Origin of the sequence: Flavobacterium circumlabens, from assembly GCF_004345565.1 — a bacterium.
Classification (GTDB): domain Bacteria; phylum Bacteroidota; class Bacteroidia; order Flavobacteriales; family Flavobacteriaceae; genus Flavobacterium; species Flavobacterium circumlabens.
The window spans coordinates 273,032-288,201 of the sequence record NZ_SLWA01000001.1 but is presented as its reverse complement, the minus strand read 5'-3'; the positions used below and the strand labels follow the sequence as shown (position 1 = coordinate 288,201).

General features: G+C 38.0%; 11 protein-coding genes and 1 riboswitch. Of the genes, 10 read left to right on the top strand and 1 reads right to left on the bottom strand.

What is annotated here, in order from left to right; genetic code table 11:
* The first annotated feature begins 7 nt into the window (after positions 1-7).
* The 10 genes from EV142_RS01190 to EV142_RS01145 all read left to right on the top strand — a co-directional run bounded on the left by EV142_RS01190 (position 8) and on the right by EV142_RS01145 (position 14,113).
* Positions 8-2,161, top strand: coding sequence for a nitrite/sulfite reductase (locus tag EV142_RS01190; protein WP_132031922.1), 2,154 nt, complete (start codon positions 8-10; stop codon positions 2,159-2,161).
* Positions 2,154-2,927: a uroporphyrinogen-III C-methyltransferase gene (gene cobA / locus EV142_RS01185; protein ID WP_132031920.1), complete on the top strand. Its 774-nt coding sequence runs from the start codon at positions 2,154-2,156 to the stop codon at positions 2,925-2,927. Before EV142_RS01190 ends, cobA begins: the two co-directional genes overlap by 8 nt.
* Before the next feature lie 42 nt (positions 2,928-2,969).
* The gene (locus EV142_RS01180; protein ID WP_132031918.1) at positions 2,970-3,551 is read left to right on the top strand and encodes a precorrin-2 dehydrogenase/sirohydrochlorin ferrochelatase family protein; all 582 of its coding nucleotides are present in this window, start codon (positions 2,970-2,972) and stop codon (positions 3,549-3,551) included.
* A gap of 97 nt (positions 3,552-3,648) precedes the next feature.
* Complete coding sequence (locus EV142_RS01175; RefSeq protein ID WP_132031916.1) at positions 3,649-4,701, top strand: NAD(P)/FAD-dependent oxidoreductase; 1,053 nt, start codon at positions 3,649-3,651, stop codon at positions 4,699-4,701.
* A gap of 332 nt (positions 4,702-5,033) precedes the next feature.
* Positions 5,034-5,147, top strand: a riboswitch (SAM riboswitch).
* A 226-nt stretch (positions 5,148-5,373) separates the two neighbouring features.
* Entirely contained in the window at positions 5,374-6,378 is a 1,005-nt protein-coding gene (locus EV142_RS01170; protein WP_132031914.1) for a homocysteine S-methyltransferase family protein, read from the top strand.
* A 305-nt stretch (positions 6,379-6,683) separates the two neighbouring features.
* Positions 6,684-9,359, top strand: a complete 2,676-nt coding sequence (gene metH / locus EV142_RS01165) for a methionine synthase (protein WP_132031912.1) — start codon at positions 6,684-6,686, stop codon at positions 9,357-9,359.
* 158 nt (positions 9,360-9,517) lie between these two features.
* Entirely contained in the window at positions 9,518-10,474 is a 957-nt protein-coding gene (gene metF, locus EV142_RS01160; protein ID WP_132031910.1) for a methylenetetrahydrofolate reductase [NAD(P)H], read from the top strand.
* A 132-nt stretch (positions 10,475-10,606) separates the two neighbouring features.
* Complete coding sequence (locus EV142_RS01155; protein ID WP_132031908.1) at positions 10,607-11,260, top strand: class I SAM-dependent methyltransferase; 654 nt, start codon at positions 10,607-10,609, stop codon at positions 11,258-11,260.
* A 101-nt stretch (positions 11,261-11,361) separates the two neighbouring features.
* Positions 11,362-12,585 (top strand): dicarboxylate/amino acid:cation symporter, encoded by a 1,224-nt coding sequence (locus EV142_RS01150; protein ID WP_132031906.1) that lies wholly within the window; start codon positions 11,362-11,364, stop codon positions 12,583-12,585.
* Between the two features lie 118 nt (positions 12,586-12,703).
* Positions 12,704-14,113, top strand: coding sequence for a pyridoxal phosphate-dependent decarboxylase family protein (locus EV142_RS01145; protein ID WP_132031904.1), 1,410 nt, complete (start codon positions 12,704-12,706; stop codon positions 14,111-14,113).
* Positions 14,114-14,232: 119 nt separating this feature from the next.
* Here the strand turns inward: EV142_RS01145 and gldA are convergent, their stop codons facing one another.
* The gene (gldA, locus tag EV142_RS01140) at positions 14,233-15,129 is read right to left on the bottom strand and encodes a gliding motility-associated ABC transporter ATP-binding subunit GldA (RefSeq protein ID WP_132031902.1); all 897 of its coding nucleotides are present in this window, start codon (positions 15,127-15,129) and stop codon (positions 14,233-14,235) included.
* Positions 15,130-15,170 lie beyond the last annotated feature (41 nt).

Genomic DNA, 15,170 nt, shown 5'->3' with positions numbered 1-15,170 from the left:
AAAAGAAATGGAAAGTTTTAGAACAGAAATAGAAAATCCGATAGTTCAGAAAGAGATTATCGATCTTGAAAAAAAGATTCACTTATTCCGTGGAGGAAAAATTGATGATGAGCGTTTTCGTAGTCTTCGTTTAGCGCGAGGCATTTACGGTCAGCGTCAGGAAGGTGTACAAATGATTCGTATTAAATTGCCATACGGTAAAGTGACGAGCGAACAATTGGTGCGTATTACCAAAGTTTCTGATGAATATTCAACAGGACGTTTGCACATTACAACCCGTCAGGACATTCAGATTCACTACGTAAGTTTAGACAGAACTCCGGAACTTTGGGCAAATCTGGCTAAAGACGATATTACGTTACGTGAAGCATGCGGAAACACCGTTAGAAATATTACAGGAAGCGAACTGGCAGGTGTAGACGTAAACGAACCGTTTGACGTTTCGCCTTATGCACACGGACTTTTTCAATACCTATTGAGAAATCCAATTTGTCAGGAAATGGGACGTAAGTTTAAAATTTCGTTCTCATCATCAGAAGAAGATACCGCTTTGAGTTATTTACACGATTTAGGATTTATTCCTAAAATTGTAAATGGTGAAAAAGGTTTTAAAATCATGTTCGGGGGAGGTTTAGGTTCACAGCCGGCCCATGCGGAATTACTTTCAGAGTTTGTTCCCGTAAACCAGATTATTCCAACAGCAGAAGGAATCATCCGTATTTTCGACCGATATGGCGAGCGTGCCAAAAGAATGAAAGCTCGTATGAAGTTCCTGATCAAAGAAATGGGAAGAGATGTTTTCCTTGATTTGGTTGAAAAAGAGAAAAAAGCAATTGCTTTTGAAACGTACGAAATTGATACAACTGCTTTTGATGGCCCGATTCCGGAACCATTATTAGAAGTGCCGCAAGTTACAATCGAAGATACAGCAGCTTATGAAGCATGGAAAGAATCGAATGTAATCGCACAGAAACAAGCAGGTTATTACGCGATCGGAATTAAAGTTTTATTAGGGGATTTCTATACCGATAAAGCGAGATTATTAGCCGATTTAATTAAAAATTACGCGGCAAACGAATTGCGTTTTTCATTGCGTCAAAATATTGTAATCCGTCACGTAAAAGAAGAGAATCTTCCTTTCTTTTATCAGGAATTAGCCAAATTGGACTTTGTTCATTTAGGGTATAATTCGACAGCGGATATTACAGCTTGTCCGGGTACTGATACTTGTAATTTGGGGATTGCAAGTAGTACCGGTATAGCTGAAGAATTAGAAAGAGTAATCAATGCAGAATATCCTCAGTACAAAAACAACCGTGAAATTGAAATCAAGATCAGTGGTTGTATGAATGCCTGCGGACAACACAATATGTCGGCAATTGGTTTTCAGGGAATGTCTATCAACTCAGGAAAGCTGGTAGCGCCGGCATTACAGGTTTTATTAGGCGGAGGGAAATTAGGAAACGGAGCAGGACGTTTTGCCGACAAAGTGATTAAAATTCCAAGCCGAAGAGGACCGGATGCATTGCGTACCATTTTAAATGATTTTGATGCGAATGCAAACGGAGAAAAATTCCTGAATTATTACGATCTTAAAGGGGAGAAATATTTCTATGAAATTTTAAAACCTTTTGCAGATATAACCAATTTAACCGAAGCTGATTTTATTGATTGGGGAAATGCTGATAACTATGTAAAAGCAGTTGGCGTAGGAGAATGTGCCGGAGTTGTCATAGATTTGGTTGCTACTTTATTGTTAGAAGCCAAAGATAAACTGACTTTCGCTCATGAATCATTCGACGAAGGAAAATGGTCAGATGCTATTTATCATGCTTACGCCGGATTTGTAAATGGTGCAAAAGCATTATTACTTTCAGAAAATGAAAAAACAAACCATCACGCCGGAATTGTTGATTTGTTTGATACTGTTTTTATTACAAGTTCAAAAATAAAATTGCCAACAACATTTGTAGAGGTATCAGATAAAAGTAATGGAGCGGTTACTTCTAAAGATTTGTCGCCTGCATCATTTAGAGAATTAGTATATCAAATCAATCAAAATGAACCTTCAGAAGTATTTGCAAAACAATACATTCAACAGGGAATTTCATTTTTTGATACCATAGAAAAATACAGAGCCCAGGAATTAGCAAATGCTTAACATTAAACCAAAAGTAACTTTAGTTGGCGCAGGTCCCGGCGATCCGGATTTGCTTACGCTCAAAGCGGTAAAAGCGCTGGCTGAGGCAAATGTGGTTTTGTACGATGCCCTGGCCAATAACGAAATATTAGCACACGCTCCCAAAAATGCCATCAAAATTTTTGTAGGAAAAAAAATAGGAAACCACGCGTACACGCAGGATCAAATCAATCAGCTGATTGTTGATAATGCTTTAACGTACGGAAATGTAGTGCGTTTAAAAGGCGGAGATCCGTTTATTTTCGGACGTGGAAGCGAAGAAATAGAATTTGTTGAAAGTTTTGGAATCCCGACAGTTGTCGTTCCCGGAATTTCTTCTGTAGTTGCCGTTCCGGCGAGTCAGGGAATTTCGATTACAAAAAGAGGTGTTTCAGAAAGTTTCTGGGCCATTACAGGCACCACTTCCGACAGGAAATTATCCTCAGATGTAGCTTTGGCAGCACAATCCTCTGCGACAGTGGTCATTTTGATGGGAATGCACAAATTGCCTCAAATTGTCGATTTGTTTCAAAAGGAAGGCAAAGGAAATTTACCCGTAGCGATTATTCAAAACGGAACCACAACGGAAGAAAAAGTTGGTATTGGAAGAGTAGATTCGATTTTGGATATAGTAAAAAAACAGCAATTAAGTTCCCCGGCGATTATTGTTTTGGGAGAAGTGGTACGGGAAAGCAATAAATTAAAAGGGTTTTACGAAGAATTTCTATCACAGGAAATCGTTCGGTAAAATAAAAATCATCTAATTTTGATTGGATGAAAATAAATTAAAATGGAACAAAACGAATTATATCCCATATTCCTAAAACTTCACCATCTGAACGTGTTGATTGTGGGCGGAGGAAACGTTGGATTAGAAAAACTTTCTTTTTTGTTGAAGTCGAGTCCAAATGCCAATGTTGAGGTTGTAGCGCCTGACTTTCATTTAGAAATTAAAGTTTTAGCCGAAAAGCACCCGTCAATTAGGTTAACGGAAGCTAAGTTTAAGAAAAGAATGCTCAAAAAGCGTCACATGGTAATCGCTTGTACCGATGATTTAAAAGTCAATAAAAGAGTATACGACCTATCGCGAAAGCGTTATTTGATTTGTAATATTGCCGACACGCCGGATTTATGTGATTATTATTTAGGCGGAATCGTCACCAAAGGAAATGTAAAAATCGCAATTTCAACCAACGGAAAATCACCTACAACCGCCAAAAGATTGCGGGAGTTTTTCGAAGAAGTGATTCCGGAAGATATCAATCAAATGGTTGAAAACCTCAATGAATACAGAAAAACACTGAAAGGTGATTTTGAAGAAAAGGTGAAAAGAATGAACGAAATCACGGCTTCATTAAAAAATAAAGAGTAAAAAATTGCACAAAGAAATCAATGACTTAAATCATTGTCAGAAGAATAAATTATTCGTTTCTTTGTATTATTAAGAATGATTATAAACAACAAGCATAATGATTAAAACAGATATACTTATAATTGGAGCAGGACCAACAGGTTTATTTGCCGTTTTTGAGGCAGGATTATTAAAATTAAAATGTCATATTTTGGATGCTTTACCACAAGCAGGCGGACAACTTTCAGAATTGTACCCGAAAAAACCGATTTATGATATTCCCGGATTCCCGGAAGTTTTAGCAGGAGATTTAATTGATAACCTTCAGGAACAAATTAAACAGTTTGAGCCAGGTTATACTTTAGGAGAGCGTGCTGAAACGATCGAAAAACAAGAAGACGGAAGTTTTATTGTAACCTCAAATAAAGGAACTAAATTTCATGCACCGGTTATTGCTATCGCCGGAGGTTTGGGAAGTTTTGAGCCCCGTAAGCCACTTATTGAAGATATCGAATTTTATGAAGATAAAGGAGTAAAATACTTCATCAAAAATCCGGAGAAATTCAGGGACAAAAGAGTAGTAATTGCCGGAGGAGGAGATTCAGCTTTAGACTGGAGTATTTTCCTTTCTAACGTAGCTTCAGAGGTAACCTTAATTCATAGAAGAAATGAATTCAGAGGAGCTTTAGATTCTGTAGAAAAAGTACAGGAACTAAAAACAGCCGGAAAAATTAAATTGATCACTCCTGCAGAAGTAATCGGAATCAATGGTGCTGAGCATGTTGAGTCTTTAGATATCGAAGAAAACGGAGCACACCGTAAAATCGAAACGGATTTCTTTATTCCGCTTTTCGGATTAACGCCTAAATTAGGTCCAATCGCAGACTGGGGATTAGATATCGAGAAAAATGCCATTAAAGTAAACAACGCATTAGATTACCAGACTAACATTCCTGGAATCTTCGCTATTGGAGACGTGAATACGTATCCCGGAAAATTAAAATTGATTCTTTGCGGATTCCACGAAGCCACTTTAATGTGTCAGGCGGCCTACCAAATCATCAATCCCGGAAAAAAATATGTATTGAAATATACCACAGTTTCAGGTGTCGACGGTTTCGACGGAACTCGTAAAGAAGCGCCAAAAGCGGTTGTTAAGGCGATTGTTTAAGACGCTAAGATACTAAGGATCTAAGATTTTTATATAGAAAGCTCAAACTTATGGTTTGGGCTTTTCGTTTTTTTAAACATTGATGCTTTTGGGAAAGAGCATAAACATGGCCAGTGGTTTCAACCACTGGAGCGTAATGCATATCAAAATGCCTTGTCACGTTGCATAATCACGATCCGTCTTCCACGGTTGAAACCGTGCGCTATATTTAAAAAAACATACCCCAAATTTTAACCTTAGACACTTAGTACCCCAGCCCCTGAGAGTCTGAAAAAAAAACTTGCAAGTAGCAATGCTATTTCATACCTTTGCACTGTTCTTAAAATTATTGAAAGTTATCACGAAAGGCGGAGGGAAAGACCCAATGAAACCTTAGCAACCCTTTATCATAAAGAAGGTGCTACATTCTACTTTATACTATTCTTAGTATTAAAGATAGATAACACAAATACATAAACGTATTTCTCAAAACTCTTCCTGACAACCATACAATATTATTTTACTGAATTCAGTATCATGAGCGAAGCATTGGCGCATTTTTGCCGTCAATTGTTTACTCTTTTAAACCTGACGGTTTTTAAAAACCCTTCAGGTTTAATTTCGGAATTATAATTTAAAAAAAAACTTAGCCTCTAAGCACCTTAGCGTCTTAGCAGCTAAAAGATAAAAAATATGTCAATAAAAATTCAGGAAGCAATTAAAAAAAATATCCTAATCCTTGACGGGGCAATGGGAACCATGTTGCAGCGCTATAACTTCTCCGAAGAAGATTTTCGTGGCGAGCGTTTCAAAGATTTCCCGCATCCGTTAAAAGGAAATAACGATTTACTATCCATAACACAACCACAGGCAATTCGCGATGTTCACGCCGCTTATTACGAAGCCGGCGCAGACATTGTAGAAACCAATACTTTTTCAGGAACGACGATTGGTATGGCCGATTACTTCCTGGAAGGCCTGGTTTATGAATTAAACTATGAATCAGCTAAGCTTGCCCGTGAAGTAGCCGACGAATTCACCGCTAAAAACCCGGACAAACCCCGTTTCGTAGCCGGTTCAATCGGACCAACGAACAGAACGGCAAGTATGTCGCCCGATGTAAACGACCCGGGTTACAGGGCCGTAACGTTCGATGATCTGCGAATTGCCTACAAACAACAAGTAGAAGCCTTAATGGATGGTGGCTGCGATTTACTTTTAGTAGAAACCATCTTTGACACTTTAAATGCCAAAGCAGCACTTTTCGCGATCGAAGAAGTAAAAGACGAACGTAATATGGATATCCCAATCATGGTTTCGGGAACCATTACCGATGCTTCCGGAAGAACGCTTTCCGGGCAAACGGTAGAAGCTTTTTTGATTTCAGTATCGCATATTCCGTTATTAAGTGTGGGATTCAATTGCGCTCTTGGAGCCGATTTATTGAAGCCCTATTTAAAAACATTATCGCAACATACACAGTTTAATGTTTCGGCACATCCAAACGCAGGTTTACCCAACGCATTCGGACAATACGATGAAACACCGGAACAAACTCAGGCTTTCATCAAAGAATATTTAGACGATAATTTAATCAATATCATTGGGGGTTGTTGCGGAACAACTCCGGATCATATTCGATTGATCGCTGAGGTTGCGAAAGATTATAAACCGAGAGTAGCGCCAATATTGGTATAAAATAAACCGTTAAGTTTTTGCCACAGATTTCACGAATTAAACGGATTTTATCGGAAACGCATAAAAAAAATCTGCAATAATCCTTTAATCTGTGGCAAGAAAGAAATAGCTGAAATTAGAGGAATTCGTGGCAAACATTTTATCATAAGTTAATAAAACAAACTGTTAAATTTTTACCACAGATTAAACGGATTTTTACCGGACATGCACACGAAAAAGACCTACAACGTTTTGAAAACCTTGCAGGAATAAAAATAAAAAACTCAGAACCTAAGCAACTTAGGACCTTAGTAACTTTAAAAAAAATGGCAGAAAAAAGAAGAGACCTTGTATTAGCAGGATTAGAACCCTTAATTATTACACCCGAAAGTGTTTTTGTAAACATTGGCGAGCGTACGAATGTAACAGGTTCAAGAAAATTCCTTCGCCTAATCAAGGAAGAGAAATATGACGAGGCACTTGATATTGCAAGACAGCAGGTAGAAGGAGGAGCGCAGATTATCGATATTAATATGGATGAGGGAATGCTTGATGGTGTTCAGGCAATGACAAAATTCCTGAATTTAATTGCATCAGAACCCGACATTTCGAGAGTGCCGATTATGATCGACAGCTCGAAATGGGAAATCATCGAAGCAGGTCTAAAAGTAGTACAGGGAAAAAGTGTTGTCAACTCGATCTCTTTGAAAGAAGGCGAAGAAGCCTTTATTCACCACGCCAAATTAATCAAACGTTATGGAGCGGCGGCTATTATCATGGCTTTCGACGAAGTAGGTCAGGCCGATAATTTTGATCGTAGGGTTGAAATCTGTCAGCGATCGTATGATATTCTGGTTGATAAAGTTGGTTTCCCTCCACAGGATATTATTTTCGATTTGAATATTTTCCCCGTTGCCACCGGAATGGAAGAACATCGCCTGAATGCGCTGGACTTTTTCAGAGGGACAAAATGGGTTCGTGATAACTTGCCACATGCACACATTAGTGGTGGCGTAAGTAACGTTTCGTTTTCTTTCAGAGGAAATGATACCGTTCGTGAAGCAATGCATTCCGTATTTTTATACCACGCGATTCAGAACGGAATGACAATGGGAATTGTAAATCCGGAAATGCTTTCGATTTATGATGATATTCCAAAAGACTTATTAGAGCACGTTGAAGATGTGATCCTGAACAGACGCGACGATGCGACGGAACGACTTCTGGATTTTGCTGAAAACGTAAAAGGCGAAGTAAAATCAGATGAAAAAGCGATTCAGGAATGGCGTTTAGGAACCGTTCAGGAGCGTATCACGCATTCCCTGGTAAAAGGAGTTGATGCTTTTATAGAAATTGATGTAGAAGAAGCACGTTTAGCCGCAACAAAACCAATTGAAGTGATCGAAATCAATTTGATGACGGGAATGAATGTTGTAGGAGATTTATTCGGAAGCGGAAAAATGTTCCTGCCTCAGGTAGTGAAATCCGCACGTGTAATGAAAAAAGCCGTAGCGTATTTGTTACCGTATATTGAAGCCAGCAAACAAGCAGGCGATAAACAAGGAAACGGAAAAATCCTGATGGCAACCGTAAAAGGTGACGTTCATGATATTGGAAAAAATATTGTTTCGGTAGTTTTGGCCTGTAACAATTACGAGATTGTAGATCTGGGTGTAATGGTACCTCCCGAAAAAATTATTGCTGCGGCGATTGAACACAACGTAGACATAATCGGTTTAAGCGGATTGATTACACCTTCGCTTGACGAAATGGTCTATCTGGCCAAAGAACTGGACAAACAAGGAATTAAAATCCCGATTATGATTGGTGGAGCAACCACTTCGCGCGCGCACACCGCCGTGAAAATTGCACCGCAATACAGCGAAACGGTAATTCACGTCAACGATGCTTCCAGAGCTGTTACTGTGGCAGGAAATCTGTTAGATCATAACCGTAAAATATATGCAAGCGATATTCGGGCAGATTACGATGCGTTTAGAGAAACGTTTTTAAACCGTTCGAGAGATAAAAACTTCCTGACGATTGAACAAGCGCGTAAAAATAAATTACAATTGGACTGGGATGAATACACGCCAACCAAACCAAAAGTAATTGGAAAACAAATTGTTGAAGTAGAACTGGACGTTTTGGTTCCGTATATCGACTGGACGCCATTTTTCAGAACCTGGGAATTGTTTGGTAAATATCCGGCCATTTTAACGGATGAGGTTGTCGGTAAAGAAGCAACATCCCTTTTTGCTGATGCTCAGGCAATGCTGAAAGTGATTCTGGCAGAGAAAAAATTATCCGCAAAAGGAATTTACGGTATTTTCCCGGCAAACCAGATTGATGATGACGATATCGAATTGCGTGATGAAAACGGAAAAGTACTGGAGAAATTTTTAACACTTCGTCAGCAGTCACAAAAAACAAAAGGGGCGCCAAACATCGCTTTGTCCGATTTTATTTTACCAAAAGATTCAGGAATTACAGATTACATAGGCGCTTTTTGTGTGACAACCGGTTTTGGTGTAGACGAATGGGCAGCCGAATTTGAAAAAGACCTTGATGATTACAATTCGATTATGGTAAAAGCATTAGCCGATCGTTTTGCGGAGGCTTTCGCCGAATATTTACATGAAAAAGTACGTCAGGATTTCTGGGGTTATGATGCTGAAGAATCGCTTTCGACAGAAGATCTGATTGAAGAAAATTACAAAGGAATCCGTCCGGCGCCAGGATATCCCGCCTGTCCGGATCACTTAGAGAAACCAACAATCTGGAAACTCTTAAATGTAGACAAAGAAATTGGAGTAACCTTAACCGAAAGTATGGCGATGTGGCCCGCTTCATCAGTTTCGGGATATTATTTCGGAAATCCAAAAAGCAAGTACTTCGGACTCGGAAAAATAAAAGAAGATCAGGTGGTCGATTACGCCAAACGACGCAATGTTCCCACAGATTACGCGATGAAATGGTTAAATCCTAATATAGCAGATTAAAATAGTTTCACGTTTATTTAGTTTCAGGTTTCAGGTTATTCAAATCAACCTGAAACCTGAAACGTGAAACAAAAAAGAATATTTGATTTACGTTTTTTGATTCAGATTTTTTACACAAACAACTCAAAACTCATAATTCATAACTCATAACTTAAAGAATGAAAGTAACAGAACATATAGAAAATGCCAAAGGAAATACATTATTCTCATTTGAAATTATTCCGCCTCAAAAGGGGAAAAGCATTCAGGAATTATACGACAATATCGATCCGTTAATGGAGTTTAAACCACCATTTATTGATGTAACCACTTCACGCGAAGAATATATCTACATCGACAAAGGCAACGGATTATTAGATAAAAAACTGACTCGTATGCGTCCGGGAACGCTTGGAATTTGCGCTTCTATAAAACATAAATACAATGTAGATACCGTACCTCACGTGCTTTGTGGAGGTTTCACCAAAGAAGAAACGGAATATCTTCTGGTAGACTGTAATTACTTAGGAATTGATAATATCATGGCTTTGCGTGGTGATGCCATGAAAGACGAACAATATTTTATCCCAAAAGCAGGAGGGAATGATTATGCAATCGATTTGGTAAAACAAATCAGCTTACTGAATCAGGGAAAATACCTGCATGAAGTAATGGATATCGATAATAAAGCTGATTTCTGTATTGGGGTTGCGGGTTATCCGGAGAAACATTTAGAATCGCCATCGCTTCAGTCGGATTTAAAAAGACTGAAAGAAAAAGTAGATGCCGGAGCTGATTATGTGGTAACGCAAATGTTTTTCGACAATACAAAGTATTTTGAATTTGTAGCAAAAGCGAGAGAAATGGGAATTACGGTGCCGATCATTCCGGGAATTAAACCCATCGCTGTTAAAAGGCATTTACAGATTTTACCACAGATTTTCCGAATAGATTTACCTGAAGATTTAATTCATGAAGTCGATAAATGCAAAGATAATGCAGCGATAAAACAAGTCGGGATTGAGTGGGCAATTCAGCAGTCCTTAGAATTAAAAGCGGCCGGAGTTCCGGTATTGCATTATTATTCAATGGGGAAATCAGAGAATATTCGCCAGATTGCGAGTCGTATTTTTTAAGGTCATTGCGAGGAACGAAGCAATCTCATAAAGCATATCTTTAGTGCTTATTTTAGTGTGGTTGCTTCGTTCTTCGGAATGACTTCAAGATTGGAATTTGGAATTTTTTATTTGGAATTTAAAATTAAGTTTATGAAAAAAGAAGAATTACAAGCAATCGCGGCACAACTAAAACATCCCACAGGAGAAAAGGGAATTGAAATGGCCAACATGATGCATGAAACCAACATCAATATGACACGTCATTCGATTCAGAATCTCAATATTGCCGCAGAAAATAAAATTCTGGAACTAGGTCATGGAAACGCGTCCCATCTGGAATTTGTAATGCAGCAAGCCGAAAAATTAACCTATTACGGACTCGAAATGTCTGAGTTAATGTTTCAGGAAGCAAGACAGATCAACCGGGATTATGTTTCCCAAAAACAGGCTTTCTTTTCGCTTTATGATGGTAATGCCATTCCTTTTCAGGATTCATTTTTTGATAAGATTTTCACCGTAAATACCATTTATTTTTGGCAGGAGCCTGAAAAATTTCTTTTGGAAATTTACCGGATTTTAAAACCGGATGGCAATTTCTGCTTAACATTTGCAGAGGAAAATTTCATGAAGCAGCTTCCGTTTACAGCATACGAATTTACCCTTTACAGCACCGAAAAAGTACAGCTGTTAATCGAAAAAACAGCTTTCAAAATTGTTTATACGGAAACCTTAACCGAAAAAGTAAAAAGCAAAATGGGCGAATTGGTGGACAGGGCTTTTACAACTATTGTATTAGAAAAATAACAAAAAAACAGCGTCTTCGTTTTAGTGCTCTTTTTTTAAGTAATTTAATTGATTTTTTATTTCACATTTCTATTTCTGAATCCTAATACTTTTTTAAAATTATGGAAGTTAAAAAAATCAATTTTCTAAAAAGCTACAGCAGCATTTTACTGCTTTTAGGCGGTATCATTACAGGAAGTATCTTAGGGTTATTATTTGGTAAAGGCGTTGAGGTAATCAAACCGCTTGGAGATATTTTTTTGAATTTACTTTTTACGGCAATTATTCCACTTATTTTCTTTACAATTTCTTCCTCCATTGCCAATCTGGAGAAAACCGAAAAATTAGGAAAATTGTTTGCCATTATGATGCTTGTTTTTCTCGGAACTGTTCTGATATCAGCAATCATTATGATTTTGGCGGTTTATCTCTTTCCGATTCATCAAAGTATTATAATTTCTAAAATTCCTCTGGAGAACGTTCAATCCGGAAGTATTGGAGAACAAATAGCACAATTACTGACCGTAAATGATTTCTTCGAATTATTGTCCCGAAAAAGTATGCTGGCGCTTATTATTTTTTCTTTCTTAATCGGCTTCGCCAGTTTGCAGTCCGGAGAAAAAGGCAGCAGTTTCAGAAGTTTTCTGGATTCCGGAAATGAAGTTATGAAACAATTGCTGAATATGATTATGAAGCTGGCACCAATAGGTCTTGGGGCGTATTTTGCCTATCAGGTAGGCGTTTTTGGCCCGCAGTTGTTTGGGGTTTATGCAAAACCCTTAGGTATTTATTACGGGGCATGTATCTTTTACTTTTTTACTTTTTTCAGCATATACGCTCTTATAGCGGGAGGGAAACGCGCATTTGTTGTGTTTTGGAGTAATAATATCACTCCGGCTTTAACGGCTGTCGGAACCTGCAGCAGCATTGCCACAATCCCGGCAAATCTCGAAGCAGCAGAAAAAATGAACATCCCGAATCATGTCCGGAATTTAGTGATTCCGCTTGGTGCGCCATTGCACAAAGATGGTTCAAGTATGTCCTCCATTCTGAAAATTACGGTTCTTTTCGCCATGTTCGGAAAAGATTTTACAGAGCCGAGTACCATTCTGTTGGCATTAGGAATTACGGTTATTGTTTCTATTGTAGAAGGCGGAATACCAAATGGAGGTTATATCGGCGAGGTTCTGGCCATTACAGTTTACGGCCTGCCCATGGAACAGGCGCTTCCGGTAGCAATGATTCTGGGAACTCTGGTAGATCCGATTGCAACCTTATTAAACGTAAACGGCGATTTAATCTGCTCCATGATGATTTCCAGGTTTTCCGAGAAAACCAAGTGGTAATAAATAGTCTTCAATTTCTATCTTTTTTATAATTAAAAATCAGTGTTAATCCGCTTAATCTGCACTATGCGCCCGCTAATTTCTTTAGCGATTGATTAAGCACATAAAATAATATATAATGAATTCGGTACTTCAGCAAGATCTTAATGATTTAGAAAATATACTTGAAAAAACAAAACAACAGGGATTAGGTTTTCTTAATAATCTTGAAAATAGTCCAACATCGAACAAAGAAACGATTGATCCGACGCGTGCCTTAAATGAATTAGGCTTAGGATCTCTGGCAGCTTTAAAAGAATTTAACGAGAGAATGGCGCCATTGTTGGTTGCTTCACCGGGACCACGATACTGGGGATTTGTAACCGGAGGATCGACTCCGGCATCGATTGTCGGAGACTGGCTGGCTTCTGTTTATGACCAGAACACGCAGGCGATCAAAGCACAAGGCGGAGTTTCAGCATTAATTGAATTTGAAACGATCAATCTGTTGTTACAATTGTTTGATCTGCCCAAAACATTTTTAGGTGGATTTGTAACAGGAGCCACGATGTCTAATTTTACCTGTCTGGGAGTTGCAAGACAATGGTTCGGAGCGCAATTTGGAAAAGATTTTGCTAAGAACGGAATTTCTGAAACCCTAAATATTTTAACAGCAACACCGCATTCTTCGGCTGTAAAATCATTAGCGATGCTGGGAATTGGAAGCCAGAATTATACTGTTATTAAAACTATAGAAGGAAATAGGGAAGCTATTGATATTGTTGATTTAGAAGAAAAAATAAAAGCATTAAACGGGAAGCCTTTTATTTTAATTTCAAGTGCAGGAACAGTAAATACAGCAGATTTTGATGATTTTAAAGCGATTTCAAAACTAAAGGGGAAATACAATTTCTGGTGGCATATTGATGCAGCTTTTGGAGGTTTTGCAGCCGTTTCAGATAAATTTAAACATTTGGTGGATGGCTGGGAAAACGCAGACAGTATCACAATTGATTGTCATAAATGGCTCAACGTACCTTATGAAAGTGCTTTTTATCTGGTAAAAAACGATCATGTGAATTTGCAGATTGAAACTTTCCAGAACTCGAATGCACCCTATTTGGGAAATCCGCTGGAGAATTTCAATTATTTGAATGTATTACCGGAAAATTCAAGACGTCTGAGGGCTTTGCCGGTTTGGTTTTCTTTATTGGCGTACGGGAAAGAAGGTTTTTGTGATATTGTAGAAAACAGCGTGCATCTGGCATTACATTTCGGAAATGCGCTTATTGAAGACGGTCATTTTGAACTTTTAGCACCGATTCGTCTTAATAATGTTTGTTTTACCTTGAAAGGCAATCACAATCAAGAAAAAGTTGCTTCGTTTCTGACACATTTAAATGATAGCGGAAAAGTGTTTATGACCCCAACAGTTTATCAAAACAAAAAAGGAATCAGAGCTTCGTTTGTCAATTGGAGAACCTCTGAAAAAGATATTAAAATGGTAATAGAAGAAATGAAAGCAATTATTTCGGAGTTAAATTTATAATTAAAACAAAAAATAATTTTAAAAAGAAGGCCAGTTTATTTTAAACTAGCCTTCTTTTTATGAGTACTCAAAACTGCTCCCTGAGACTGAGACTGTAAACTAATCCTGCGACTGCAAACTTATTTAGTAATCTCCCTAAACACCGCTTCCAGGTTTTTATTTTTCTGATTTAACTGAAGTGTTTTTAAACCATTTTCGTTAGCAAAATCAAAAATAGCCGGACGCATGTCTTTTTCAGTAACAAAAGTAAGTTCCCAGGTCATATCGTGCGTATTTTTATAAGAACTTATGTTTTCCAGTTTGGCCAGTAACTGTTCTTCTACCTGATAATCGAATTCTACTTCTATAATTTGTTCTTTGTTTTCGGAAATTAACTTATCCAGTTTTTTATCGGCCACAATTTGTCCTTTGTCAATAATTATGACACGATCACAGATGGCTTCCACTTCCTGCATGATGTGAGTTGACAGAAAAACGGTCTTATCTTTTCCAACATTTTTAATTACATTTCGGATTTCCATTAACTGATTCGGATCCAGACCGGTAGTCGGTTCGTCCAAAATCAAAACATCGGGATTGTGCAGTAAAGCATTGGCCAATCCAACACGTTGACGGTATCCTTTAGACAGTTGACCTATCTTTTTATGACTTTCAGCTGACAGGCCTGTCAGTTGAATTACTTCTTCGATTCTTGCTTTTTCAACATGGTAAACATCGGCATTAAAAGCCAAATACTCACGAACATACAAATCCAGATACAAGGGATTATGCTCCGGTAAATACCCGATAGAAAGTTGTACCGCTTTAGTGTCTGTCATGACATCATGACCATTTACAAGGGCTGAGCCGCCATCGGCAAGTAAATAAGTAGTCAAAATTTTCATCAAAGTTGATTTTCCGGCACCGTTCGGACCAAGAAATCCAACGATTTCACCTTTCTCAATTTTAAATGAAATTTCATTAAGGGCTTTTTGTGCTCCGTAACTTTTTGATATACTGTTTACTTCTATCGACATAACTTTTTATTTACTGCAAAAGTAAACAGAAATATGCTCGA

Excerpts from the sequence above, each read along its gene's own strand:
- cobA (WP_132031920.1), top strand. The coding sequence starts at position 2,154 with ATGCTTAACATTAAACCAAAAGTAACTTTAGTTGGCGCAGGTCCCGGC.
- EV142_RS01170 (WP_132031914.1), top strand. The coding sequence starts at position 5,374 with ATGTCAATAAAAATTCAGGAAGCAATTAAAAAAAATATCCTAATCCTT.
- EV142_RS01150 (WP_132031906.1), top strand. The coding sequence starts at position 11,362 with ATGGAAGTTAAAAAAATCAATTTTCTAAAAAGCTACAGCAGCATTTTA.
- EV142_RS01155 (WP_132031908.1), top strand. The coding sequence starts at position 10,607 with ATGAAAAAAGAAGAATTACAAGCAATCGCGGCACAACTAAAACATCCC.
- gldA (WP_132031902.1), bottom strand. The coding sequence starts at position 15,129 with ATGTCGATAGAAGTAAACAGTATATCAAAAAGTTACGGAGCACAAAAA.
- EV142_RS01175 (WP_132031916.1), top strand. The coding sequence starts at position 3,649 with ATGATTAAAACAGATATACTTATAATTGGAGCAGGACCAACAGGTTTA.
- EV142_RS01145 (WP_132031904.1), top strand. The coding sequence starts at position 12,704 with ATGAATTCGGTACTTCAGCAAGATCTTAATGATTTAGAAAATATACTT.
- metH (WP_132031912.1), top strand. The coding sequence starts at position 6,684 with ATGGCAGAAAAAAGAAGAGACCTTGTATTAGCAGGATTAGAACCCTTA.
- metF (WP_132031910.1), top strand. The coding sequence starts at position 9,518 with ATGAAAGTAACAGAACATATAGAAAATGCCAAAGGAAATACATTATTC.
- EV142_RS01190 (WP_132031922.1), top strand. The coding sequence starts at position 8 with ATGGAAAGTTTTAGAACAGAAATAGAAAATCCGATAGTTCAGAAAGAG.
- EV142_RS01180 (WP_132031918.1), top strand. The coding sequence starts at position 2,970 with ATGGAACAAAACGAATTATATCCCATATTCCTAAAACTTCACCATCTG.